The organism is Flavobacterium sp. (assembly GCF_046296355.1).
In the GTDB taxonomy this organism is placed as follows: domain Bacteria; phylum Bacteroidota; class Bacteroidia; order Flavobacteriales; family Flavobacteriaceae; genus Flavobacterium.
Genome location: NZ_JBKBLM010000006.1, coordinates 1 through 23940, shown reverse-complemented (window position 1 = coordinate 23940; position 23940 = coordinate 1). Strand labels below are relative to the sequence as shown.

The following is a 23940-nucleotide window of genomic DNA, read 5'->3' as shown; positions in this document are numbered from 1 at the left end:
TAAAGTTGAAAACCATTCTTTTTTTTATAAATTTAGGTGCTGTAAATTGATCAGATATGATTGCAAAAACTCGTATCAGCTTATTTACACAAAAGGTAATGAAGTCAACCAGTTCAACAGTTATAGATTTGTCTGATTTATTCGCAGGAACATGCCTGAACTGTTGAATGAAGAAGCCCAGAATCAAGCCAACAGTTTCTCAAATAAACAGTCACTTTTATGAAAAAACATCTTATATTACTTACCATATTACTGGCGAATGTAGCCACTCTTAGTGCCCAAACCGACAGCCGATTGTATGATATTATCGAAGCGGTTTCAGCCGAACGTTTAGAGAAAGACATTCGCATTTTAGCCAATTTCGGAACCCGAAATACTTTTAGCGATACTATTTCTAAAACAAGAGGAATCGGAGCGGCTCGTCGCTGGATCAAAGCTGAGTTTGATAAGATAGACAAAGACTGTAAAAATTGTTTGGAAGTTTTTTACCAAAAGGATTTAGTTACTCCAAAAGACGGCAACAGAATTCCCAAAGAAGCCTATGTAGTCAATGTGGTAGCTATTCAAAAAGGCACTAAATACCCCAATCGTTTTGTCATCATGACCGGAGATATCGACAGTCGCAACTCAGATACGATGGATTATACCAACGATGCGCCCGGTGCCAATGACAATGCTTCGGGTATGGCGGGAACTATTGAAGCGGCTAGAGTTTTATCAAAATACAGTTTTGAAAATAGTATTATTTACTTAGGATTGTCTGGTGAAGAGCAAGGCTTATTTGGAGGAAAAGGTTTTGCCGAATATGCCAAAAAAAACAATTGGGAAATTATTGGCGTGTTAAACAATGACATGATAGGCAATATTGAAGGCGTAGATGGCGTAATTGATAACAGAACTTTCCGAATATTTTCAGAGCCTACACCGGTAACTGAAACTGAAAAAGAGAGAAACCAACGTCGTTTTTATGGTGGAGAAGTAGATGGTATTTCGCGTCAATTGGCAAGGTATATTCATAAATCGGTTTCGACTTATATGCCCGAAATGAATCCGATGATGGTCTATCGTCTGGACCGATTTGGTCGTGGCGGTCATCACCGTCCGTTTAATGATTTGGGTTATGCCGGTGTTCGGATTATGGAAGCCCACGAAAATTACAACCGACAACATCAAAATACCAGAGTTGAAAACGGTATCAATTATGGTGATGTAATCGAAGGGGTTAATTTTGATTATGCCAAAAAACTCACCGCTGTCAATGCGATTATATTGGCCGGATTAGGTTGGTCACCACCTGAACCCAAAAATGTAACTATTGGAGGCGTTGTTGAACCTAATACTAAACTCAAATGGGATAAAGTAGCGGATGATACCGTTATTGGATATAAAATTTATTGGCGACTCACTACTTCGCCACAGTGGGAAAACAGCCGATTTGTTGGCAATGTTGATGCTTTTGAACTCAAAGGAATCGTGATTGACAACTATTATTTTGGCGTAGCCAGTGTCCACAAAAACGGACAAGAAAGCGTAGTGGTTTTTCCATCAGCAGTAATACGCAGTACGAGCAAATAAATATTATTGGTTTAAATAAATCTCAAGCTTTTCTTTAATGTTATGCAGCGGCGTGGCAATCGCATTCACATATTGAAAATTACCCTCACGTTTGTTGTCAATGGATAATTGAATCGGACAGGCTTCGCTTTGAATGGCGTTGACTTTGAAAGCATTGCTTTTGACATCATAAACCAAATATGGCGCACCCGAAGAACCAAATCTGAAATACCCTTTGATTAAATAACGCAAACCTTCGAGTAAATAATTACCGCCGATACGCTCGGGAAAGATGGCGAAATGCTCCGTGAAACCTTCAATTTGGGCTTTGTTCAAGAGTTTGCCCACTTCACTCGTAGGAGAACTTTGCAAACAATAATACTGCGCTTGTTCATCACTTAAAACAGAATAATCAATAGCCACACTCGGCATTGCAGCGATAATTTCCTTTGGTGTATTTACAATCCGGTACAATGCAATATCATCGCTGTAAAAAGCTTCTACCAATTCAACCTCTACCAAATAAGTATGCCTATTGATGGCCGGTTCCGCAAAATAGTTTGAAGATGTAAAATGAGCTGAAAGTTCCGGGTTATTATAAAAATTATCGTCTTTGAATTGGACTATCAAATGCGCTTGGCAAATCTTTTTCTCTAAGAAAGTAACCCATCGCGTGTCAAAATTAATTTGTTTCAAAGCCTCAACGGCAAACTGATAATCGCTCGGATTGTTGCTGTTCCAATACCTTTTTTGAACAGTAGTGTCCAATAAAAAACAATTTTGGAACAACTGCTTTTGTGCGTCATTCAAATAGGGTAAAATATCGTTGGTAAAAATGGTCTCGTCAACCGATTTAAAAATCTTGGCTTCTGTTTTTAGATTGTGTGCAACCGAAAGTATATAACCATTGCCAATATGAAAAGCACAAATGTTGTTTTCAAAATGTCTTCTGTTGGGTTCATGACTGTTTTGGGTGAACATGATGCGAAACAAAGGCGAGGTTTGTTCGTGGGTTAATTCGAGTTGTTTTTGGAGTCTATGGTTGTTTGGCATCTGTCTTTTCATTTAAATGAATCAAATATACCAAAGTTATGCTTAATAGTTGTTTATTCTTAAGTTGTTGATTATTAATATTTAAAATCGTTTTTTGAAAAATAATGACTAAATTGCACTTGCTCTTTTAACCTAGTGGAGTCCAGAAACCACTCAAATCAACGGGGCAAAACCGAAAAGCCATATAAGTAGGAATTTATTAAATAGAATACTTATGCCAAAATTCGTAATAGAAAGAGAAATTCCCGGTGCGGGAGATTTAACAACCGAACAACTGAAAGGAATTTCACAAACCTCTTGTGGGGTTTTAAACAAAATGGGACCCGATATCCAATGGGTGGAAAGTTTTGTCACCGGTGATAAAATTTATTGTGTTTATATTGCACCCAATGAAGAAATGATTCTGGAACATGCCAACAAAGGTGGTTTTCCGGCGAATAAAATCTGCAAAGTAGTCAATGTCATCAATCCGGTTACGGCCGAGTAAATTAAGAAACAGCAATTAAGGTTGCTGTTTTTTTTTGAAAAGCAATGACTTATTAACAGGAAAAGCGTTAATAAAATTTATGCCATTAGTAATTCTAGATTTATTAATTGGTTAAATTTGAAACCTATACGTTAAAAGTAATAATTATTATTTCCCCAAATTCATATTTGTATTACCCAAAAAGAGACAAAATCTTTTTTTATTACTAACCAATTAATTACAAAAAAATGAATTTAAAGCAATCATTACTCATTGCTGTACTACTTAGTGCAGTTAGCCTTGGCGCTTGGGAACTTTACTGGCGATCCAAAGGATTTTATCCCAATATTGATGACAATAAGGATTTGTGGGCTGTGCAAAGGGCAAAAGTTGGACAACTTACCAACGATGATGTCGTTTTAATAGGTTCATCAAGAGTACTTTTTGATATTCAAGTGGATGAATGGGAAAAGCAAACCGGACGCAAACCAATTCAATTAGCATCAGCCGGATCTTCGCCTTTACCAATATTTAGTGATTTAGTAAACAATACCGATTTTAAAGGAACCATTTTGGTTGGTGTGACACCCGGACTTTTCTTTTCAACTACTTTTCCGGAAGCATCACCATGGAAAAGAGCTCAAACTAAAGTCGATTATTTTCACGAACGTACTTATGCCCAGCAGTTGAATCATACCATTTCATTGCCTTTGCAAAGCGCTTTGGTAATGATGTCGGGCAGCGAAGAGGAATGGTCTGATGATATTGATTTGAAAGCTTTATTAGGACGAATTAAAATTGGGAACCGAACCGGTGAACCTGAGTTTCCTCCATTCTATAATTTTAATGATACTCGAGTAGATAGAAATACCGAAATGACGGCACGAACAGCAAGCGATACGGCCTTTGCCAATACCATTAAAACCGTTTGGGGATTCTTTGGCAAAAATGCACCGCCGCCTGATAAGAAATCTACGATGGCTTTCTTTTTGGAAGATTTAAAAAAATTCAAAGCCAAAGGCGGCAAGGTCATTTTGGTGCGATGTCCCTCTAGTGGTGGACTCAAAATAGGGGAAGATATGAAATTGCCGAGAGCTACATTCTGGGATGATTTGGTGCAACAAGCCCAAGTCAAAAGTTATTACTTTGAAGACTACAAACAGTTACAGTTTGAGTGTCCGGAATGGTCTCACTTATCAGCTGCCGATGCTAGAAAATTCACCGTTGAATTGGTAAAAATCATGAAAGCTGATGGTACTTTGTCTAATCCTAAAACCAACTAATCATGTTATTCAACTCTTTAAGTTTTGTCGTGTTTTTGGTAATAGTATTAGCCTTGTATTATGCCAAAATGTTTAATTGGACCTTCAAAAAACGAATGTTACTTTTTGCCAGTTATGTTTTTTACGGATTGTGGAATCCGCCTTTGGTAATTTTGTTATGGATATCAACAGTAATTGACTGGATAACCGGAAAAAAATTGGCCACCGAAGAAAATAAGCGAAAAAGATTGTTGTGGTTGCTGTTAAGTATGGTAGTCAATTTGGGCTTTTTGTTCTTTTTCAAATATGGTAATTTTTTACTCGAAAATTTCACGTTGTTGGTGAATGCTATCGGAATTGAATACAAAGCTTTACCGATGGATATTATTTTGCCAATGGGTATTTCGTTTTATACTTTCCAAACCATGTCTTATACCATTGATATGTATTGGCGCAAAACAGAAAGGGCTAAAACGTTTTTAGATTTTGCCTTATATGTTACATTCTTTCCGCAATTGGTAGCCGGACCAATCGTTAGAGCAGGCGATTTGATTACGCAGTTTTACGAAGAAAAAAGGGCTACGGCCAACCAATTTATTTGGGGATTGTTTTTACTGACTTTGGGTTTGTTCCAAAAGGTGGTTTTAGCCGATACCTTATTATCAAAGACTTCAGATGCGGTTTTTAATTCGGATAAAGTGCTGAATACTTGGGATGCTTGGACGGGAACATTAGCCTTTTCCGGACAGATATTTTTTGACTTTGCCGGATATTCTACTTGTGCAATTGGGCTGGCATTGATGCTTGGTTTTTACTTAACAGATAATTTCAGGTATCCTTATGCGGCCATTGGTTTCTCTGATTTGTGGCGAAGATGGCATATTTCATTGTCGACTTGGTTGAGAGATTATCTCTATATTCCCTTAGGTGGAAATCAAAAAGGCGTGGTGAGAATGTATGTGGCTTTAATGGTGACAATGTTGTTAGGCGGTTTATGGCATGGTGCAGCCTGGACTTTTGTGATTTGGGGTGCTTTACACGGTATTTTCCTTGTGGTTGAGCGTTTGTTGAAAACGGTAGTTTCTATCAAAATAACAGCTTGGAACGGAATTTTATTGGCTTTGGCGACTTATACTTGTGTCAATTTTACTTGGGTATTCTTCAGAGCCAGAAAGTTTGAAACGGCACAAAATATGATTGAATCGATGTTGTTTATGAATGGTGATGGTGCTAAAATACTGGATAGTTTTTCGATTATAAAAGTATTTACCCTCATTTCATTAACCTTTATATGCCATTGGGTAATGCGCAATACTTCTCTTGAATCTGTGGCTAAGACTAAATCTCCTATTGTATTGGGATTGGTTTGGGCTATTATGTTTTTCCTAATTGCCATTGCTCAAGGAAGTGGCGAACAGTTTATTTATTTCCAATTTTAAAGGAGTTTTTTTTGAGATACGAGCCGCTTTTTTCAGCGGCTTTTTCTTTTATAGGTTTTGATATAAAATAAAAAGGAGGTCTTTTCAGACCTCCTCAATTTTATGATTTTGATTTATCATTATTAACTTGCACCACTTGATGCATTCAACTATCGAATTCTCTCTTCGAGAACTTCAAGTAATTAATCAAAATCATATTCAAAATTACTTTTTTTCAGAAAGCAACCATGTTAAAATTAGCACTTTAACACTGATTTAACTTTGCCTTTGTAGTGTAAATTGTATGCTTTTTTTAATTATCCGTTGAGCGTATAGCTGACGCTGATTTTAGTATTCAACAACTTTGAAATCGGACAATTGGCTTCAGCATCTTTTACTAATTCTTCAAACTTTGCGTTGTCAATTCCGTCTACTTTTGCTGTTAAGGTTAGGTTAGAAGCTACTATGGTTCCGTCTTCAAAAACAATTTCTGCGTCGGTTTTTAGTTCGGTTGCCGTGAAACCGGCTGCTTGCAAGTTGAAAGCCAATTTCATAGAGAAACAACCTGCGTGAGCTGCGCCTACTAATTCTTCGGGATTGGTACCGATACCTTCTTCAAATCGGGAACCAAAGGAATATTGTGTCTGATTTAATACTGTACTTTGCGTGGTTAAATGTCCTTTACCGTCTTTACCTGAGCCGTTCCAAACAGCAGTTGCTCTTCTTTTCATACCTAAATTATTTTTGATGTTATTTTGAAAGCCCTAATTTACTAAAAAAAGTGATTCCAAAATCTTAAAGCGCTGAGATAAATTCGGCCAATTGATGGTCTAATGCGGTGATGGCCTTTTTGCTGTAGGTGAATAAAGTGATTTCAACAGTAAAAGCTTTGAAGATTTTATAATCGGGATGATGGTCTATTTCATCAGCATGTTGGGCAATTTTCAATACAAACTCCGCCAATGCCGTTTGAGATATAAATTCAAAAGTATTGACCAACTTTCCGTCTTTGGTTATCCATTCCATTATTGTAGTTTTATAGTTTAAAAATAACCCAACAAAAAGTAGATAATTATAAAAACGATAATGGTGCCTAAGCAACCACCTCCTAATTTTTTGGCACTGTAACCGGCAATTAATGTTTTGAAAATCCCATTCATAAGTTTTGCTTTTTGTAATACTATAAAAGTAAGTAAGCTTATAATGAATGAGTTATATAATTCTCAGTATAGTTTTTATAATTCTAGTACTTTCCGTTCAACAATTCACCTCCAATAGCTGATTTGGCTTCAATGCCGAGTTTTTTCATCATCTCGTAAGTGGTACAAACCGCCGCAGAAGTAACCGGAATGCCGCACTCTGCCTGAATCAAATCAATGGCTTCCAAAGATGGCATTTGCACACAAGCTGAAACGACTAAAACATCCACATCGGTTAAATCCAATTGTTTGTAGATTTCCAATAAATTCATTGGGTTTTGTGCAGCGACTTCTAAGTTATCCGGAATTTCAAGCGCAATACTTTGCTTCACTTTGATGCCTTGGTGTTCGATATAATCAACGACCATATCGGTTAGCGGACGCATATAAGGCGTAATAATCGAAATTTGTTTGGCACCCAAAACCTTTAATCCGTTAATCAAAGCACCGGCAGAAGTCACGATAGGCGTAGGGAAATCATTCGCCACCGTTTCTTGGTGTAAATTCACTTCGGAAACGCAATGGTAGCCGCGTCCCATACTCATAATGGCTACCAAACACGCATAACCCATCACATCAACGTGTGCGTCTGACAATTCTTGAGCACATTTCAAACTCATCGCATCCATGGCTTCGAGTTCTTCTTTGGTGACTTTTTTCATGCGCATGCGACTGCTGTGAAACGTAAAACGCTCCGGTAATATGGTTTCTCTGGCTCTGAAAATGGCCGGTATTTCGGTTTCCATCGTCACATTCGAAGACGGAACTATTTGTCCTATTCTGTATTTTTTCATAATTAAAGTTACTGAGTAGCTAAGTGGCTATGTGCCTGAATTTTTAATTATTATTTTTTGGGAGTTTCCCTATCGGGTCGGGCTTTCCGCAGTACATGGTACTTGCTCCACACGAGCAAAGCGACTGCCGAAGGAATCCCTAACGCAGTATGTCTTTTACCTGGAAATCTCCTTAACTGTATTCACTATCGTCCCTATTCCTCCCACAGTAGCTTCCACCACATCGCCATCATACAACCATTCTTGAGGATTGCGACCTGCACCAACGCCTGCCGGAGTTCCTGTAGCAATGATATCGCCTGGTTCCAAAGTAAATACTATGCTCAAATCTTCAATCAAATCGTTGATGTTGAATAGTAAAAATTGGGTGTTGGAGTTTTGTTTTTCTACACCATTTACTTTCAAGGATAAGTTCAAATTGTGTGGGTTTTCTATTTCGTCTTTGGTCACTAAAATTGGTCCCATCGGCGCAAAAGTATCTTGTCCTTTGGAAACAATCCATTGGCCTTCTCTGCGGCAATCACGAGCCGAAATATCGTTGATAACCGTGTAGCCAAAAACATAATCCATGGCGTCGGCTTTGGGAACGTATTTTCCTTTTTTGCCAATGACAACGGCTAGTTCTACTTCCCAATCTAATTGTGAAGTTAGTTTGGTGTTTTTAATGATTTCAGTATTTGTGCCCGTAACCGTTGTTGGAGGTTTTGAAAAGATGATCGGTTTTTGAGGTAATTTTCCGGTGGTGTCCAATGTTCGTGCACTTTCCGCTACGTGTTCGGTATAGTTCAAACCAATCCCGATAATGTTCTTTCTCGGTTTTTGAATAGGAGCAAGGAGTGTCACTTCGTCCATTGAATAGGAGATTTCTTCAAAGAAATTTTCCGGAGTTTCCGCTACCATATCGTTTAATTCTTCCACGATTTCAATACCCATGTCAATCAAATCGAGCATATCGCTCGGCAAAGGAAAATTGGAGATTTCGCCAAAATCTTCCATGTCGATGACTTGATTGTTGTGGAGAAATCCTAAACGGGGTTCGGTGTCGGCGGTTTGATAAGTAAGTAGTTTCATTTTTTTAAGGTACTGAGGCGCTGAGGCGCTAAGGTTCTGAGGTTTTATTTAGTGATTATTTGATGTCCGTTGTTTTCTTCATATACTCTTCCTTGGAATAATCCCAAAGATTCTATCACCGGTAAATCGTTGAAGTTGAACAAGCACGCATCTTCGGTAGCTGAAGCGTTATGGTGTTCGTGCCACGCCCAAGAAGGAACGCAGAAAATATCGCGTGCTGCCCAATCAAAACGTTGGCCATTGATGATGGTGTAACCATTTCCTTTGGCACATTGGTAAACAAAAGAGCCGGTGTGCTTATGGGCTTTTCCTTGGAAACCGGCAGGCAACAATTGCATCGCCGCACCCATAGTTTGCATCACATGACCTCCGGTTAACGGATTGGAATATTGCATTAAGAAGCCATCAAACGGATTAATTTCATTGACTTTGGCGACTTCTAAAAGCGTTGGATACACTTTGCTCCAAGAATATTTGAACAACGGAGAATACGGTTTGTCCCAAGTTTTATCCGCCGGAATTAAGCCTGCTCCACCAAATGTCATAGGAGAATGATTGACAGCTGAAGTTAGAGGTTGTTTGCCATCATATACCGCATAATCATTGGCTTCCAAAGCATTCACTAACGGAATGTCTAAACCGTCTTGCCAGATGCAGGTTTGACCATCGGGTTCTACGCCGTGTTCGTGCCAGGCAGAGTTAGGAGTAATTACAAAGTCATTGACTTCCAACATGATTTTATTTCCATCGACTACCGTATATCCTTTAAAACCTTCCATAATAAAACGTAGAGCAGAAGCGCGGTGTCGGTGCGCCGAAGTACTTTCGCCCGGGCGTGTTACTTGGATTCCGGTGTATAACCAACCAACCGCAGCAGAAACGTCTTTTCTTTTGTCGTTTACCAAATAAACTACACGTCTTCCGGCTTGTTCGGGCGTTACGAGTTCGGAGGATTTTAAAACCAAACTTCTTAAATCTTCATATTTCCACAACATTGGGACCGAATTGGCTCGCGGTTCCCAAGGTTCTATATCATTAGCTACTGTCCAAAGCGCACCGGCGCCAAGGGCTTCGAGTTCTTTATAATAAGCTTCGAGTTCGGGTGTGTCTTGTACTCGGGCGCGACCGATTACGTCGTCTGAATGTTTTGCTTCCATAGTTTTACTACTATTTTTTATTAAACTCCTCGTGATTGTCTACAAAGGTAATCTTTCTCGTTGGAGCGATATTGACTCTTAAATCAAAAATATCAAAGCGGTTGTAATGTCCGAGAATGTCATGCATTTGTTTCGGCTGGATGCATTTCTCCAAATCGATATCGGCGTAAATAATGCCTTCGTCGTCAATTAACGGTTCGCCAATCACAGCGCCATTTGGCCCAATAAATCCTGAGAAGGCTGAGCTTTTTCGGGTTAGCAATTCATCCACATTCGGCACATCTTCGCGCAATGCATCTTTGATTTCCTGTGAAATGGTGGAACACGAAACAATCGTAAACAATTTTCCTTCGAAGGAATGTGCGGCTGCACGAATCTTAATCGCTTCTGCCATATCATAATCCGGTGGCGCAACAGGTAGCGAAATATAGTTTGCAATGTGTACCAATTCGCCTTGAGAAAGCAATGTAAATCTTGCTAACGTATTCGTGTTTTCACCGCAAGCTAAGGTTCCGATTGGTCCAACTTCGGTATTATAAACTTTTAGCGAAGAACCATCACCTGATGTCCACGTGAGTTTTTCGGCCCAGGTTGGGACTAACTTTCGGTGTTTCCCGATTAGGTTTCCTTTATTGTCAATGATTAAATTGGTATTGTAAATTTCGCCATAACTGTCACCACGTTCGTTGATTCCGATTACAATGTGAATGTTATGGTCTTTCGCTGCTTGGAACAACGGTTTCATACTTTCATCAGTAACGGCAACCGAGTTTTTATACAATTGTTCATACCATTTGCTGCCTTGAATGGGTGTCATTATCCAGTTCCAATAGGGATAACCGGCTATAAATACTTCTGGGAAAGCGATGAGTTGGGCGCCATTATCGCTGGCTTCTTTGACGAAGGAAATTACTTTTTCAATCGTTTTTTCTACGTTGAGAAAAACGGGTGACGTTTGTACGGTGGCGGCTTTGAATTTTTTAAAGTTCATTCTAAAATTATTTTAAATTTTGAATTTTAAATTATGAATGAGGAAAGCTTTTTCTTCATTTCTTCGTTAAACGGTTCCGCTTTGATAGCGTCTCTTCCATTGTTAATCGCAACGTTTACCAATGTTACTTCGCCTTCCAAGCAAGTATTGCCTTGTTCGTCTTCAAATCGGAAACCGCAATTTACGGAGGCGCCGCCGAGTTTGATTACCCAAAGTTTCTTGGTTAAGACTTCGCCCAAGCGTGCTGCTTTTTTGAATTGGACTTTTAAATCCACGGTTGGAATGCCATTGGTTTCGTGAATCTTTGAAAATGGTCGGTCGAGTGCTTCTTCAAACCAGTCTTCGACTAAATCATTCAGCATTTCCAGGAATCTTGGATAGAAAACAATTCCGGCGTAATCGACGTGTTTGAAACGTATTTTTTCTGTTTTGGTAAAATAGTTGTTCATATATCTTTTTTAGCCCCGATAGCAGTGGAAATCCTCGAAGAGATTGCAACGTATAGCGGGAAATAGCTCCTAATTATTTTAATTTAAATCGTTGTATTTTTCCTGTTTCTGTTTTAGGCAAAGTTTCGGTAAAATAAATCACTCTCGGATATTTGTATGGTGCGGCTACTTCCTTGAACCAGTGTTGAATATGGTTCTTCATATTATCGGTAGCTTTACTTTGTTCTTTTAATACAATGTGGGCGCAAACCAACATGCCTCTTTCTTCATCGGGCAAACCGACTACGGCACATTCGAGTATTTCTTCGTGTGTTAACAATACGCTTTCGACTTCAATCGCCGCAATATTATAACCCGAAGAAATAATCATATCATCACCTCGTGCTACAAACCAAAAATAGCCTTCTTCATCTTGGCGGAAAATATCTCCGGTCACATTCCAGCCGTTTTTTACGTATTCTTTTTGTTTGTCAATGCGGTTCAAATATTTGCAACCTGTGATGCCGCGAACGACTAATCTTCCGGGTTCGTTGGTTGGCAAATCATTTCCTTCTTTGTCTACAATTTTGGCTTCATAACCCGTAATAGCCACACCGGTTGCGCCGGGTTTCATGTTGGCTTCATTGGATGATATAAAGATATGCAACATTTCCGTAGCACCGATGCCATCGATAATTTTTAAACCGGTAGCGTCGTACCAATCTTGCCAAACCTTTAGAGGCAAAGTCTCACCGGCAGAGACACATTTGCGCAAGCTGGAAATGTCGAAATCTGCTACTTTGGTCGTGATGATTCGCCAGGCTGTTGGTGCGGTAAAACAAATGGTAATTTTATAATCTTGAATCGCTTGTAAAAGCGTATCCGGACTTGGTTTTTCGATTAAGAAGGTCGAAGCACCAAAGTACATTGGAAATAAAACCAAACCACCTAGACCAAAGGTAAATCCGAGTGGCGGACTTCCGGTAAAGATGTCGTCTGCTGTTGGTTGGAGTGAATATTGTGGAAACGCTTCGCAAATGTTTAGAATGTCTTTGTGGAAATGCGACGTCATTTTAGGCAAACCGGTTGTGCCCGAAGTAAAGCCGATTAAGGCAACGCTGTCGGATTTTGTATGGTAATTGGTGAAAGTTGTTGGTTTGTTTTGCATTAACGCTTCCAACTGTGAATTGCCATAAAAACAAACACTTTGTAAATAGTCTGATTTGACCAAATGCATTTCGTCAGCCAAACTATGGTCGCAGATGGTATGACTAATTTCGGCACAATCGATAATCGTTGTTAATTCTTTCGCGCGCAACAAAGGCATAGTCGCCACAACGATGCCGCCGGCTTTTAAAACGGCATACCAAACCGCCACCATCATTGGGTTGTTAGCAGAACGAATCAAAACGCGATTGCCTGATTTCAAACCTAAATCTTCTACTAAAACATGGGCAATTTGATTCGCTTTTTCGTATAAGTCTTGGTAAGTCCAAGTGGTTTCAAAAGTGCGGAGGCAAATGTTATTGCCGCAACCTTCTTTGATATGGTCATCCAAAAGTCTTTCCACACAATTGAGCATTTCCGGTCGGTTGAACTGCGGCGAGTCTAAGAATTTATAGTCGGGCTGCAAGTTGGCACTTGGTAAATTGTCGTGAGCGAAATTGTCTGCGTAGTGTTTCATTTTTTAGGTTCTAAGGCGCTGAGGCGCTAAGGTTCTAAGGTTATTCTTTTTTATTGCTTTTGGGTTTTAGCGCTTTTTTCATGGCTTCGGTTTGTTTTCTTTCGGCTGCTTTTAGCGGATACAAATGCGAACTTCCGGCTTTGTATTGGTTGGGTATATCGGTGGCTTCAAATTGCTCATAGGCTTGTGCGTTGCGAACGAAATTGGCATCAGCTAATAATGGTCGACCCAACGCCACTAAATCGGCTCTGCCGTTTAAAATAATCGTGTTGATTTGGTCAATGTCCTGAATATAACCGGTGGTTATGGTTGGGACATGAACTGTATTTCTCACCGCATCTGCAAAAGGCGTTTGCCACATTCTGCCGACTTGCGGTTTCTGATTCGCCACAGTATTTCCAGTAGTAACATTGATGATATCGGCGCCGGCGTTTTTGAAAGCGGTGGCTATGGTGATCACTTCTTCTTCTGTGATTCCGTTTTGTGCCCAATCGTAAGCGGAGATTCTAACCGACATCGGTTTCTGTTGTGGAAAAGCTTTTCGCATTTCGTTGAAAACTCTTAGTGGAAACTTCAATCGGTTTTGGATGCTTCCGCCAAACTCGTCTGTTCTGATATTTGTCAAAGGCGATAGGAAAGAGGCTAATAAGAATCCGTGGTGGGCTTGTAATTCGATTAAATCAAATCCGGCACTTTCTGCATTTTTGGTAGCTTGGACAAATTGGGAAACGACTGCCTCCATGTCTTCGGAAGTCATTTCTTTCGGAATCGGAAACTTTTCATTGAACGCAATTGGCGAAGCCGAAGTCAAATCCCATGGCAAATCAATCGGTTCGTTTTGTCCTTCCCAAGGTTTTTTCGTGGCACCTTTTCTGCCTGAATGTCCTAATTGGATTCCGATTTTAGTTTGGGTATTTTGATGGATGAAATCGGTTACTTTCTTCCAGTCAACTAATTGTTCCTGAGTGTAAATACCGGCACAACCTAAAGTGATGCGTCCCGTTTCTGAAACGGCGGTCATTTCGGTAATGATTAATCCGATACCGCCGGTGGCCCGACTTCCGTAATGGACTAAATGCCACTCGGAAACTTTGCCGTCAACAGCAGAGTATTGTCCCATAGGAGACATGACGATACGGTTTTGTAATGTTAAATCGCGTAGTTGGAATTGGGTGAAAGCGGCTAGCACTTCATTTTTAGTGCTTTTTTGAATGGTATTGAATTCGGCTAAAACTTTATCCGTAAACGATTTATCTCTTAGTCTTAAGTTCTCGAAAGTCACCTTTTTGGAACGCGTCATGCATCCGAAAGCAAACTGATAGAATGGATGTTGGTTATTTCTATCCATATTTTCAAACCAATCAAGTGACACTAAAGCAGCGTACTGAATCATTTCAACCGTATTTCTTCTGGTTTTTTCGTATTGTTCGAATGCGGCTTGTACATTGTTTGGGTTGGCAATTACGGCATCTGATAAACCTATGGCAGAATCCATCGCCAATTTGGTGCCCGAACCGATAGAGTAGTGCGCTGTTGCTTTGGCATCGCCTAACAAAACGATATTCTTGTGAAACCATTTTTCATTGGTTACATGTGGAAACTGACGCCAATGTGATTTGTTGGAAATCAATGGATGTCCGTCGAGTTCTTCTTTGAATATTTCGGTGATTTTGGCAATCGTATCTGCTTCATTAGTCACTTCAAATCCGTGTTTTTGCCAAGTTTCATCGCTACATTCAAAGATCCAAGTGCTCATGCCTTCCTCGTACTGGTAGGAATGCGCCACAATTACGCCATGCGGTGTAGTTCTGAAGAAATAAGTAAACGCGTCTAACGGTTTGGTTGAGCCAAGCCATACAAAGCGGTTTTTCTTTAAAGTGATTTTGGTTCCAAATGCTGATTCGTATTGCGTTCTTATACCGCTGGCAATTCCATCAGAAGCCAGTATGATATCGGCGTCTCGGTATTGGTTTATATCATCTATGCTTTGTTCGAAATGAAGATTGACGCCTTCTTCAAGACAGCGTTGGTGTAATAGTTTTAATAAAGTCTTGCGAGAACAACCGCAAAAACCGTTTCCGGCGATACTCACTTCTTGACCGTCACGCGCTATGATAATATCGTCCCAATAGGCAAATTTACTTCGAATTAACTCATACGATTGCATATCGCGTTTGAGGAATTCGCCCAGAGTTTCATCGGAGAACACTACGCCAAAACCAAAACTATCGTCGGGTTTGTTGCGTTCGTACACGTCGATTTGGCAATGAGGCATTGCTTTTTTGGTTAGTATGGAAAAGTAAAGTCCGCCCGGACCGCCACCTATAACTGCTATTTTCATTCTTTTTAAAGGTTCTAAGGCTCTGAGGTTCTATGGTTCTAAGGTTAGCCTCTTTTGATGGAGAATAATTCTCCTAATTTGGCATAATTAGCACCAGCTAATCTCGAGATTGGTTTATAGGTTTCTAAATTGATTTTGTAATGGTCTAACAACACTTCATCGTCAAAATGCATCATGACGATGCGCCCGATAATGATACAAGCACCGCCGTTTTTATGGTCTTCTAGGAAGTAATGGTGCACTAGTTCGCATTCGAAAGTAATTGGGCTTTCTTTAACGCGCATGGGTTTTACTTTTACGGATGCGATAGGAGTAACGCCAGCCAATTCGAATTCGTCAACATCATGCGGAACCGATTGTGCGGTGGTATTCATTTGCTCTGCTAACGCTTCGGTCACCATATTTACCACGAACTGTTTGGTCGCTAAGACATTGTTTAAAGTATCTTTATTGGTGTTGTTTCCTCTTCCGGCAGCAAACATTACGTGAGGCGGATCTTCGCCAACGGCATTGAAATAGGAGAAAGGCGCTAAGTTGTTGATGCCTTCTTCACTAATCGAAGAAATCCATCCGATAGGTCTTGGGATAATGGCGCCGGTTAGTAGTTTGTAAACAGCCGAATACTCGAGCTCGTTAGGATCAAATAGCATGTTGTTGTTTGTTTACTACAAATTAAAGCTATTTTTTTGATAATTTTTAACAGATTACTAATTTCTATGCTTAAAATTCATGAATATTTAAACATTATAATAGTATCTTTTTAGTTACAATCTCTCCGTTTTCTAAGGTTGTTTTTACTATCAAAGTTTGATTAGTTGTCATCGTGTTGTCAATCACAATTTTGTTTTTATTGATGTTTTTTATTTCAACTATTTTTCTTCCGACAATATCATAAACAACTAACTCTGATATTTTTTCTACTGATGATTCGGCAAAGATTTGATGGTTGGCACTATAAATAGTCACGTCGCTTTGTTCAATATTTCTATCATATTCAATTCGGTTTCTGAAACGCAATTTAAATCGGTTATTGAATATGCCCGGCGTTGCGTTAAAAGTGTATGGTTTTGTTTTCAAATTGTGCAATTTTTGCGTCACCGTGTCTTCTAAATAAATGGCTCTACTCTGGTTACTAAATAATCCGTCAACTGCACCAATGGCAATGGTGTACTTACCGCTTGTAGGAATGACTACACCAAGAGGAATCACATCTTTATTATCAAATGACAGTGCGCGTCCCTGAATGCTATACTTCTCTGTTCCGATTAAAGAGTACAATGCAAGGCTTCCCGTATACTGTGTAGCGGCATCAAAGAAATTGTCTTTACCCATAGTTGCTCCTTCAATATAACCTACCAAAGTTCTTTCTGATTTTAAAGTAGGATTGATTAAGTCGAGCCAAATCCTATGACGCTCAATGTCAACAAATAAATCTCTTGGAGAATCCTCTGAATTTCGGTAAAAAATATTATTCGCATAACTCGAATTTCTCAAGTTATTATCAAAAGTAACGACATCGGTAGCACTCGGCCCGTCATTCATTTGCACAAAGAACCCCTGTCCGGCTCCAATGAAAACATCATCTCCGGCAGCAGGACAACAACTCGTACCGGTATAGTTGTAAGTCAGGTAATCGCCCGGGCTGTAGTTATAAACAAAAGTACCATAAAACGGACTTGCGGAAACGGAAGGCAAAGTGCCATGCGTCCAAAGTTTGATATTTCCCGCTATAGCGCTACTGTTGTTGTATAGAAATTGACCACCACTAATGGAGGAAGGATACGGATTACCTATTAAGTTCCAATTGTCACTGTAATTAGTGATTTCTGTGCCATTTAGTCCTTGATGGTAAGCGGTGTTAACATCATCGCCTCTGTTGATAGTGTAATTGATAATACCGTTATTGGGTACACCTGTGAATTGACCAAAAAGGGTAGCCGGTACTGAGGTGCTGAAACTATTTGGTCCGTTGGAAATATATCCTTTGGCCGCAATCATAGTGTCTCCAAAGGCACTTTCCCAATTTCCTTGTCCTCCATTGCTGTTAGGTACTGTAGTGTTCCATTTATAAATAGCTCCCGAAGATAATGGAGAAGCAATATTATTAATGTTAAAATCGGTCACCGGAGAAGACCAATAAACATAGTCTAGACTTCTGATGTTAGCATTTCTTTTATAGAGGATGTTACCGGTATTTTGGTCATTGTTAATTTGAATCAGATTGGAACTGTTTTCGAGTTGGAATGTCCCGTTAGGTTGCACTGCAACCCAATTGGTAACTGTAATGTTATTTTGTGGATTTACGGTTAGCGTAGCATTGTTTAATACAGCTAAGGTTCCGGCCAAACCATTGTAACCGATTCCTGAAATAATTGGGTTGTTAGCAGTTTGCGGAACAACAACACAGTCGGTACCATTTGGAATACCGTTAGGTGTCCAGTTAATACTATTGTTCCAATCGGTATTAACAGAACCATTCCAATTTTTACTGCCACCAACACTTACAGTAGTTTCGTCTGTTTCAACTAAGGTAGTTCCGTTGCATAATGAATAAGTTATTTCGGCAGTGTAAGTTGTTGTGGTTGATGGACAAACGTTTATCACATCGGTAGTAGCGATGACAGGTCCTGAGGTTCCTGATCCTTCATGCCATTTAATGGAGGTTAATGAATTCCCTGAAGGGACAAAGCGCCAGGCCTCATTGGTTACTGCCCAATCTAAATCTAAACCATTTCGATTAGGAGCTACTACAGCTGCTGTGCCTGTAGCATTTTGTACACCTACAATTGCATTACCTCCGTTCCAAGAACTGCATATTGTTTTTTCTTGTATATAAATTTCAATAATATTAGTGTTTTCATAAAGAACCATCATTCCGGTGTAACGTATAGAAGTGCACCGGTACATAGGCACATTCTTCCATGATACAACTAAGGCTCTGCACCCTGAGTTTAAAGTGATAAGCTCCCAGCCGATAGTCCCGCCCACACCCGGATGTATATCTTGATAAACGCCAAAAATGGTGTTTTTAAATAAAGCAGGACTGGGAATATTACTGCTAAAAGCCCATGCAGAATAACCACTAGGGGTATTGCTTACTGTATCAAAGGTTATGGCTCCATTTGAGCTTACCAAACACTTGTTGTAATTATTACCGTAATAGCAAAAGTTAAAAGGCAAGTTGACTGTAGGAGACCAAACATCATCGGTATTGATGCTCAAAGGATTCGCCAAACACCCAAACTGGTAAGGAGGTGTATAAGGAATAGATTGCACGGTATAATTTGTTGTTTCTCCCAAGTGAAGGTATTGTGCCTCTAAATCGGTACAACCAATAGCATTGCAACTGTTTAAAGCAGCCGGGTCTGCACCGTTTAAATTGAGTCCGCCGGCAGTGACTGACGGACATCCTAAAGCAGTAGTTCCAAATCCGTTACCAGTGGTACAATTTGATTGGGAGAAGGTTACCGGACCAATCCAAGCGCCTGCTCCATTAACAGCATCACAATAGGAACGAACCCAGAAATAATAAGTAAACGCAGGATTGAGTCCTGTTAAGTTGATAAAGTTTATGCCGGCACCTACGTTACCGGTTTGCATAGCTAAATAGCTTGGCGCTACTGCTGAAGTTGAATAATAATAATCGTAACCATTACTTGGTGCCGGTGTAGGTGTAACCCAACTAATAGTTGCTGAAGTTTGACTGGTGAAAATAACACTAAGTGTACTTGGATTATTGGAACAAGCGAGAGGAGTAACTTCTATAGTATAATCTTCCGTTTCCCCATTTGTAATAGTACCACAAGCCACAGGGTTAAGTAATCCAGTATCAGCTTTAACTCGCATTCGATGTTGTCCTATGATTGCTGAACCCGGAATTGCAAAGCTTCCGTTAGCGGCGGTAACAAAGGAGCCCGATGCATATACTTTTTCTCCAGCATCATTAAAATCTAAATCGTCATTCCAATCTACCCAAATATTAAAACCATAGGCAAAAGCACCATTAAAAAAGGTAGCTGAAAAGTTTACGGTTCCATAAACTTGTTGGGTAACTACCTGTGCCAAAAACGGACCATAACCCGATGTGGAATAGCCTGAACCAATATTGCTTATATTGGTTGTACCACCTGTGGTAGAAAAGCCGGTAATGTAACGTGTGGCAGTAGTTGAGGTAGAGGCGCAATAACCTGAAAACACAGTGCCAGTTACATAGGCACTACTACATACCGAGGAGGAAGCTTTTATGCGATAATAATAAGTAGTATTGATGTTTAATCCGGTAACATTTAAACTAATGGTTGGATTCAGTACCATAAAAGGTGAACCCAATACGGGAATGGTAAATCCGGAATCAGTTGTTACCTCAATGGAGTAAGTAATCGGTATAACACTGCCACCAATCGGTGCAAACCAATTCAAAGTAAAACCGTTAGCCGTAATATCATTGGCAGTAACACTAACCGGCACAGTAACACAAGTGATTATGTCATAGTTCAAAGGCGCAAGTGGGCTATAAACCGGTCCGGCACAATTGGTACTATTATTAAAGGCATAGATATAGTAATAATAGTGAGTGTTTCCGGCTATTTCAGTAGCTATAAAATTAGGAGTTGCACTATTGGCAACAAAAGTATAATTAGACCCCAAAGCTGCGATATTCTCAGCATTATAAAACGTATTGTTTACAGGATGAAGCGGTGGCGTACTCGAAGTTGATTGCACAATTAAATATCCTGAAGCACTGCCGGTAAAACTTCCGCTTACAGAGGTGCTGTTTACAGTTCCTAATACAAAATTAGTGGCTTGGCCAGTAGGTACATCACACGAAGGTGGTGTAGTAGCACAGATGCCAAAAGTGCCGCTGTCACCTCCGCCATTTTCCCATATGCGAACATAAAGCACTTCACCCGGAGTTCTGCTCGAAACCGAAACGGTTGACATCAATGGATTGCTACTGCTGTCATCGTCACAGGTTATTTCTGTCATAAAATTGCAGTCGCCTTCATAAATAGCTACACCACTATTGGTAACATTTCCATTTTGGGTATCTATAACAACCATTCCGGTTGGAGGGACAACAACAGTAAACCAAATATCATTGTTAACATAATTAGCACAACTTGGCAGATCTACATATAAACTGTTGCTGGCATTGGTGTTAGAATATGGATCATAATTACAAACTAAGGATACAGTCAACGGAATTGCATTACAAGGTTCGTCATTATCAGGCGGTATAACCCCGCAAGTGATTTCAAAACTGTAATTACCGCCTGTGGTGAATTCGGGATCTGCTAAGAAAAAATATTCAACTCCGGCCGTTAATTGAATATAGGGACTTGTAGCAGTATCATTCATAGTAGCAATGCAATTCCAGTTGTTTTCGTCACAACCCAATGCAGCTTCTTTAAACTTATAATCTATTGGTGAAAAAGAATTGTTTTGTACTATAGAATAACTGGCAGTTGTAGCCGGAGTAAAAGAATAGAGGCGCTCTATACCGTTGGTCATTAAACCACAGCCCGAAACACCATAACTGCCATAGCCCGAAGGTAATGTTTCTGAAATGGTGGTGCCACAATTCACTACTGTCGGAAGACTATCACAAGGATTAGGCGGTGTTGTAACACAAATGCTAAAGGTGCCAAAACCAATATCAATAGGGTTGCTATAAACTCTAACATAATAAGTTGCTCCTACAGTTAGCCCAGAAATAGTGCCACCTTCTACAGCATTATCAATTGTAATATCATTACAAGACCAACTGTTCAATCCTCCGATACAAGTGCCTTCAAAAACTTCAAAAACAGCATCATAAAGCGTATTGGGTGTTACCGCAATAGCATGCGTCGGATTGGTGGCTATAAATTGGTACCAAACATCGTCATCTGCTGTTCCTGAACATGCCTGCATCGATTCATCTGCCCCGATGGTTGTGCCATTAGTGCTGGTAGTACAAACAGTTGTTGGATTTACAGTAAGGTTGATAGCTCCAATGCACTCATCATTTATAGGTGTTGGAGGTCTACAGGCCAATGTAAAGTTAATAGTTCCACCGGTAATGTCTGTTGGATCTATCATAATATAATATTCATTTCCATCTACCAAATCTAAATAAGGACTTACAGTAGTTCCGGTCATATTGGCAATACAATTCCAACCTAATTCATTACAGCCACCATCAGATGACCTAATTTGGTAATCTACAGTCCCATAAGCACTGTTTTGTTGAATATAATAATCTCCGTTTTGGGTTGGTGTAAATACATAAATGTGTTCAATTCCACCAGTAGCTCCACCGCAAGCAAAGTTATCATAGCTTCCGTAACCAGGCGGAATTACTTGGTTGATGGTTGTTCCGCAAACATCTATTTCAGTAATCGATAAGCAAGGATTTGGTGGTGATGTAATGCAAATCGTGAAACTTCCTTGCCCGGTGGTATCAGCTTCGCTATATACACGAACAAAATAAGTGTTCCCAACAATAAATCCTGATACCGGCGATGTTTCAACAGTATTACCTATAGTATTATCTACACACAATAGACTGACCAAGTTGTCGCAAGTCCCGTCAAACACTTCAAATACAGCGTTAGTTAATGAGTTCGGAGTTACAGTTATAATTTGATTGGTACTTAAGGCTGTGAAGGAATACCAAATATCGTCATCAGCACTACCACTACAAGCCGGCAATGACTCAGTAGCAGCCAAAGTGTTACCTGATGCTGTTACTATACAAGAATTGAATGAATTTACACTTAAGGCAGTTGCATTAATACAATCATCATTAAAAATTATAGGACTAGCACACGTAACAGTAAAATTAATAGTACCACCAACCGTCGTATCCGGATCTGCTAAAATATAATATTGTAAACCTGCTGTTAGTGCAAAAGCGCTACTGGTAGCTGTATTAAGCAAATTGGCAATACAAGTCCAGCCAGTTTCACTGCAACCAGCAGAAACAGGTTTGAATTGGTAATTAATGTTGGTGTAAGAACTATTTTGTTGTATGGTATAGTTACCTGATATAGTAGGAGTGAAGGTATAAATTTTTTCAATTCCTAAAGTTGTATTACCACAGGCAAGGTTTGCGTAAGCTCCTGTTCCTGATGGGATAGTAGAGCTAGTTGTTGTGCCACATGCCGTTATATTGGTAATTGAACTGCAAGGATTAGCAACCGCCGTAATACATAGAGTATCTAAAGTCATGCTGGTGCTTCCGCCAACATTAACTACTTTAAGATAATAGATACCATTAGCCAATGATTGATTTATAGTTTCTGTTTGAGAAGCGTTAGAGGCAGTATCACTATTTTCACAGGCTATTTGGGTTAAACCGGTGCATGCTGCGGTTGATGACATTAGTTGTAAATACAGATTTCTATCAATGGAATCTGCTTTTATTTTTACGTTCAAAGGACCTCCGGAAACAGTAAAGGTATACCATCGTTCTTGTCCAAAAGTCACCGTTCCACAAGTGTTGTTGATATTTGGTAAATTTTGAGTAGCGTCACTTACCACTTCAAGTTCTCTACAAGCACCATTAAGGGTTATAGGTAGTGCTGTTGCACAAGTATTTTGTGCATGGGTTTTAAGATTACCTAATAAAAATAGGAGTAATAAGACACAATGAAACTGTCGGAGAGTAATCTTTTTGATCATACACTTTTGTTTAAAAGGTTTTAATTGGCGGGGACTTACTAGAATAACAATCAACAATTAAAAAACCCTAAACAAAAGTTAAAAAAATATAACTAGCACTATTTCATTGGGGTCATGGGAGAGTTTTTTATTTTAGTGGACAGAAAGTTCCATCTAGTATTATTTTTTGGTTTTTTCATTAGGCCAAACGTTTTTATTTATTCTCATAGATTTTGAACAAACGCTTCACCAATGTAACAATAGTAGTCGCGATTATTGCTCCCAGAAACGCCAAGAATATATCCTTTTGCGCATCCCAAATATCGCCTTGAGTACCGAGGTAAGCAACGCCTTGCGCCGGAAAGAACAAATCGGCTACGGCCCATTCGATGAGTTCGTAGAAACCGCTAATGGATAACGTGATTTCGATTGGTAAAACCCAGGCGACCATGGTTGGGTATTTAATCCATTTTAGAAATAATTCTCTCATGGGGTAAGCCAATAAGAATCCGAAACTAAAGTGTACTATTCGGTCGTAATGATTGCGTTCCCAACCCATATAATCCTTGAGCCAATAGCCAAAAGGGTTTTCGGCATAAGTGTATTTGGCGCCATAAATGTGCAGGCAGAGGTAGACGCAAATGAGCAAATAGGAAAGGTCACTGAATTGGTATTTTTTAAAAGAAATGATAAGGAAGGCAAAGAACAAAACAGTCAAGGTGTTTTCGAGCAACCAATTGTTCATGTCATTGGTTCCGATTAAGGTGCTGATCCAGATGATGGTGAATACACTTAGGAAAATCCAGAGCCAAGGGTTTTTGTTAAACGGCGTTCTTTCTTTGGAAATGGCGATGGTAAATGGCATAGTGAATTGGTTT

At 39.6% G+C, this 23940-nt stretch carries 17 protein-coding genes; 4 read left to right on the top strand and 13 right to left on the bottom strand.

Annotated elements, in window-relative coordinates; translation table 11 throughout:
- The first annotated feature begins 219 nt into the window (after window positions 1–219).
- On the top strand, window positions 220–1575 hold the full coding sequence (locus tag ACK4HO_RS04685) for a M28 family peptidase (RefSeq protein WP_409663261.1): 1356 nt from the start codon (window positions 220–222) through the stop codon (window positions 1573–1575).
- A gap of 3 nt (window positions 1576–1578) precedes the next feature.
- On the opposite strand, the gene ACK4HO_RS04680 is transcribed toward ACK4HO_RS04685, so the two are convergent.
- Complete coding sequence (locus ACK4HO_RS04680; protein ID WP_409663258.1) at window positions 1579–2607, bottom strand: hypothetical protein; 1029 nt, start codon at window positions 2605–2607, stop codon at window positions 1579–1581.
- Window positions 2608–2821: 214 nt separating this feature from the next.
- Between ACK4HO_RS04680 and ACK4HO_RS04675 the strand changes: the two genes are divergently transcribed.
- From ACK4HO_RS04675 to ACK4HO_RS04665, 3 genes are all read left to right on the top strand, one after another.
- A complete protein-coding gene (locus ACK4HO_RS04675; protein WP_409663255.1) occupies window positions 2822–3094 on the top strand; it encodes a DUF4242 domain-containing protein in 273 nt (90 codons plus the stop codon).
- Between the two features lie 227 nt (window positions 3095–3321).
- Window positions 3322–4356, top strand: a complete 1035-nt coding sequence (locus ACK4HO_RS04670) for a hypothetical protein (protein WP_409663252.1) — start codon at window positions 3322–3324, stop codon at window positions 4354–4356.
- Window positions 4357–4358: 2 nt separating this feature from the next.
- Window positions 4359–5774, top strand: coding sequence for an MBOAT family O-acyltransferase (locus tag ACK4HO_RS04665; RefSeq protein ID WP_409663249.1), 1416 nt, complete (start codon window positions 4359–4361; stop codon window positions 5772–5774).
- 296 nt (window positions 5775–6070) lie between these two features.
- Here ACK4HO_RS04665 and ACK4HO_RS04660 read toward each other — a convergent pair whose 3' ends face one another.
- From ACK4HO_RS04660 to ACK4HO_RS04605, 12 genes are all read right to left on the bottom strand, one after another.
- On the bottom strand, window positions 6071–6484 hold the full coding sequence (locus ACK4HO_RS04660) for an OsmC family protein (RefSeq protein WP_409663247.1): 414 nt from the start codon (window positions 6482–6484) through the stop codon (window positions 6071–6073).
- Window positions 6485–6548: 64 nt separating this feature from the next.
- Entirely contained in the window at window positions 6549–6779 is a 231-nt protein-coding gene (locus ACK4HO_RS04655) for a 4a-hydroxytetrahydrobiopterin dehydratase (protein ID WP_409663245.1), read from the bottom strand.
- Window positions 6780–6996: 217 nt separating this feature from the next.
- The gene (locus ACK4HO_RS04650) at window positions 6997–7746 is read right to left on the bottom strand and encodes an Asp/Glu racemase (protein WP_409663243.1); all 750 of its coding nucleotides are present in this window, start codon (window positions 7744–7746) and stop codon (window positions 6997–6999) included.
- Window positions 7747–7902: 156 nt separating this feature from the next.
- Complete coding sequence (locus ACK4HO_RS04645) at window positions 7903–8817, bottom strand: fumarylacetoacetate hydrolase family protein (RefSeq protein WP_409663240.1); 915 nt, start codon at window positions 8815–8817, stop codon at window positions 7903–7905.
- Between the two features lie 44 nt (window positions 8818–8861).
- Window positions 8862–9974, bottom strand: coding sequence for a cupin domain-containing protein (locus ACK4HO_RS04640; protein WP_409663237.1), 1113 nt, complete (start codon window positions 9972–9974; stop codon window positions 8862–8864).
- Between the two features lie 10 nt (window positions 9975–9984).
- A complete protein-coding gene (locus ACK4HO_RS04635; protein ID WP_409663234.1) occupies window positions 9985–10965 on the bottom strand; it encodes a carbon-nitrogen hydrolase family protein in 981 nt (326 codons plus the stop codon).
- Between the two features lie 26 nt (window positions 10966–10991).
- Entirely contained in the window at window positions 10992–11414 is a 423-nt protein-coding gene (locus ACK4HO_RS04630) for an acyl-CoA thioesterase (RefSeq protein ID WP_409663231.1), read from the bottom strand.
- 73 nt (window positions 11415–11487) lie between these two features.
- Window positions 11488–13077, bottom strand: coding sequence for an AMP-binding protein (locus ACK4HO_RS04625; RefSeq protein WP_409663229.1), 1590 nt, complete (start codon window positions 13075–13077; stop codon window positions 11488–11490).
- Window positions 13078–13117: 40 nt separating this feature from the next.
- Window positions 13118–15418 (bottom strand): bifunctional salicylyl-CoA 5-hydroxylase/oxidoreductase, encoded by a 2301-nt coding sequence (locus tag ACK4HO_RS04620; RefSeq protein WP_409663226.1) that lies wholly within the window; start codon window positions 15416–15418, stop codon window positions 13118–13120.
- A 44-nt stretch (window positions 15419–15462) separates the two neighbouring features.
- Entirely contained in the window at window positions 15463–16068 is a 606-nt protein-coding gene (locus tag ACK4HO_RS04615; RefSeq protein WP_409663223.1) for a flavin reductase family protein, read from the bottom strand.
- Between the two features lie 94 nt (window positions 16069–16162).
- On the bottom strand, window positions 16163–23083 hold the full coding sequence (locus ACK4HO_RS04610) for a GEVED domain-containing protein (protein WP_409663220.1): 6921 nt from the start codon (window positions 23081–23083) through the stop codon (window positions 16163–16165).
- Window positions 23084–23276: 193 nt separating this feature from the next.
- On the bottom strand, window positions 23277–23940 hold a 664-nt coding region (locus ACK4HO_RS04605; RefSeq protein WP_409663217.1), incomplete at its 5' end, for a DUF2238 domain-containing protein.

Bases quoted from the DNA above. Each gene is read 5' to 3' on its own strand.
- ACK4HO_RS04650 (WP_409663243.1), bottom strand. From the start codon at position 7,746: ATGAAAAAATACAGAATAGGACAAATAGTTCCGTCTTCGAATGTGACG.
- ACK4HO_RS04625 (WP_409663229.1), bottom strand. From the start codon at position 13,077: ATGAAACACTACGCAGACAATTTCGCTCACGACAATTTACCAAGTGCC.
- ACK4HO_RS04680 (WP_409663258.1), bottom strand. From the start codon at position 2,607: ATGCCAAACAACCATAGACTCCAAAAACAACTCGAATTAACCCACGAA.
- ACK4HO_RS04615 (WP_409663223.1), bottom strand. From the start codon at position 16,068: ATGCTATTTGATCCTAACGAGCTCGAGTATTCGGCTGTTTACAAACTA.
- ACK4HO_RS04630 (WP_409663231.1), bottom strand. From the start codon at position 11,414: ATGAACAACTATTTTACCAAAACAGAAAAAATACGTTTCAAACACGTC.
- ACK4HO_RS04645 (WP_409663240.1), bottom strand. From the start codon at position 8,817: ATGAAACTACTTACTTATCAAACCGCCGACACCGAACCCCGTTTAGGA.
- ACK4HO_RS04655 (WP_409663245.1), bottom strand. From the start codon at position 6,779: ATGGAATGGATAACCAAAGACGGAAAGTTGGTCAATACTTTTGAATTT.
- ACK4HO_RS04635 (WP_409663234.1), bottom strand. From the start codon at position 10,965: ATGAACTTTAAAAAATTCAAAGCCGCCACCGTACAAACGTCACCCGTT.
- ACK4HO_RS04620 (WP_409663226.1), bottom strand. From the start codon at position 15,418: ATGAAAATAGCAGTTATAGGTGGCGGTCCGGGCGGACTTTACTTTTCC.
- ACK4HO_RS04670 (WP_409663252.1), top strand. From the start codon at position 3,322: ATGAATTTAAAGCAATCATTACTCATTGCTGTACTACTTAGTGCAGTT.
- ACK4HO_RS04610 (WP_409663220.1), bottom strand. From the start codon at position 23,083: ATGATCAAAAAGATTACTCTCCGACAGTTTCATTGTGTCTTATTACTC.
- ACK4HO_RS04640 (WP_409663237.1), bottom strand. From the start codon at position 9,974: ATGGAAGCAAAACATTCAGACGACGTAATCGGTCGCGCCCGAGTACAA.
- ACK4HO_RS04685 (WP_409663261.1), top strand. From the start codon at position 220: ATGAAAAAACATCTTATATTACTTACCATATTACTGGCGAATGTAGCC.
- ACK4HO_RS04660 (WP_409663247.1), bottom strand. From the start codon at position 6,484: ATGAAAAGAAGAGCAACTGCTGTTTGGAACGGCTCAGGTAAAGACGGT.
- ACK4HO_RS04665 (WP_409663249.1), top strand. From the start codon at position 4,359: ATGTTATTCAACTCTTTAAGTTTTGTCGTGTTTTTGGTAATAGTATTA.
- ACK4HO_RS04675 (WP_409663255.1), top strand. From the start codon at position 2,822: ATGCCAAAATTCGTAATAGAAAGAGAAATTCCCGGTGCGGGAGATTTA.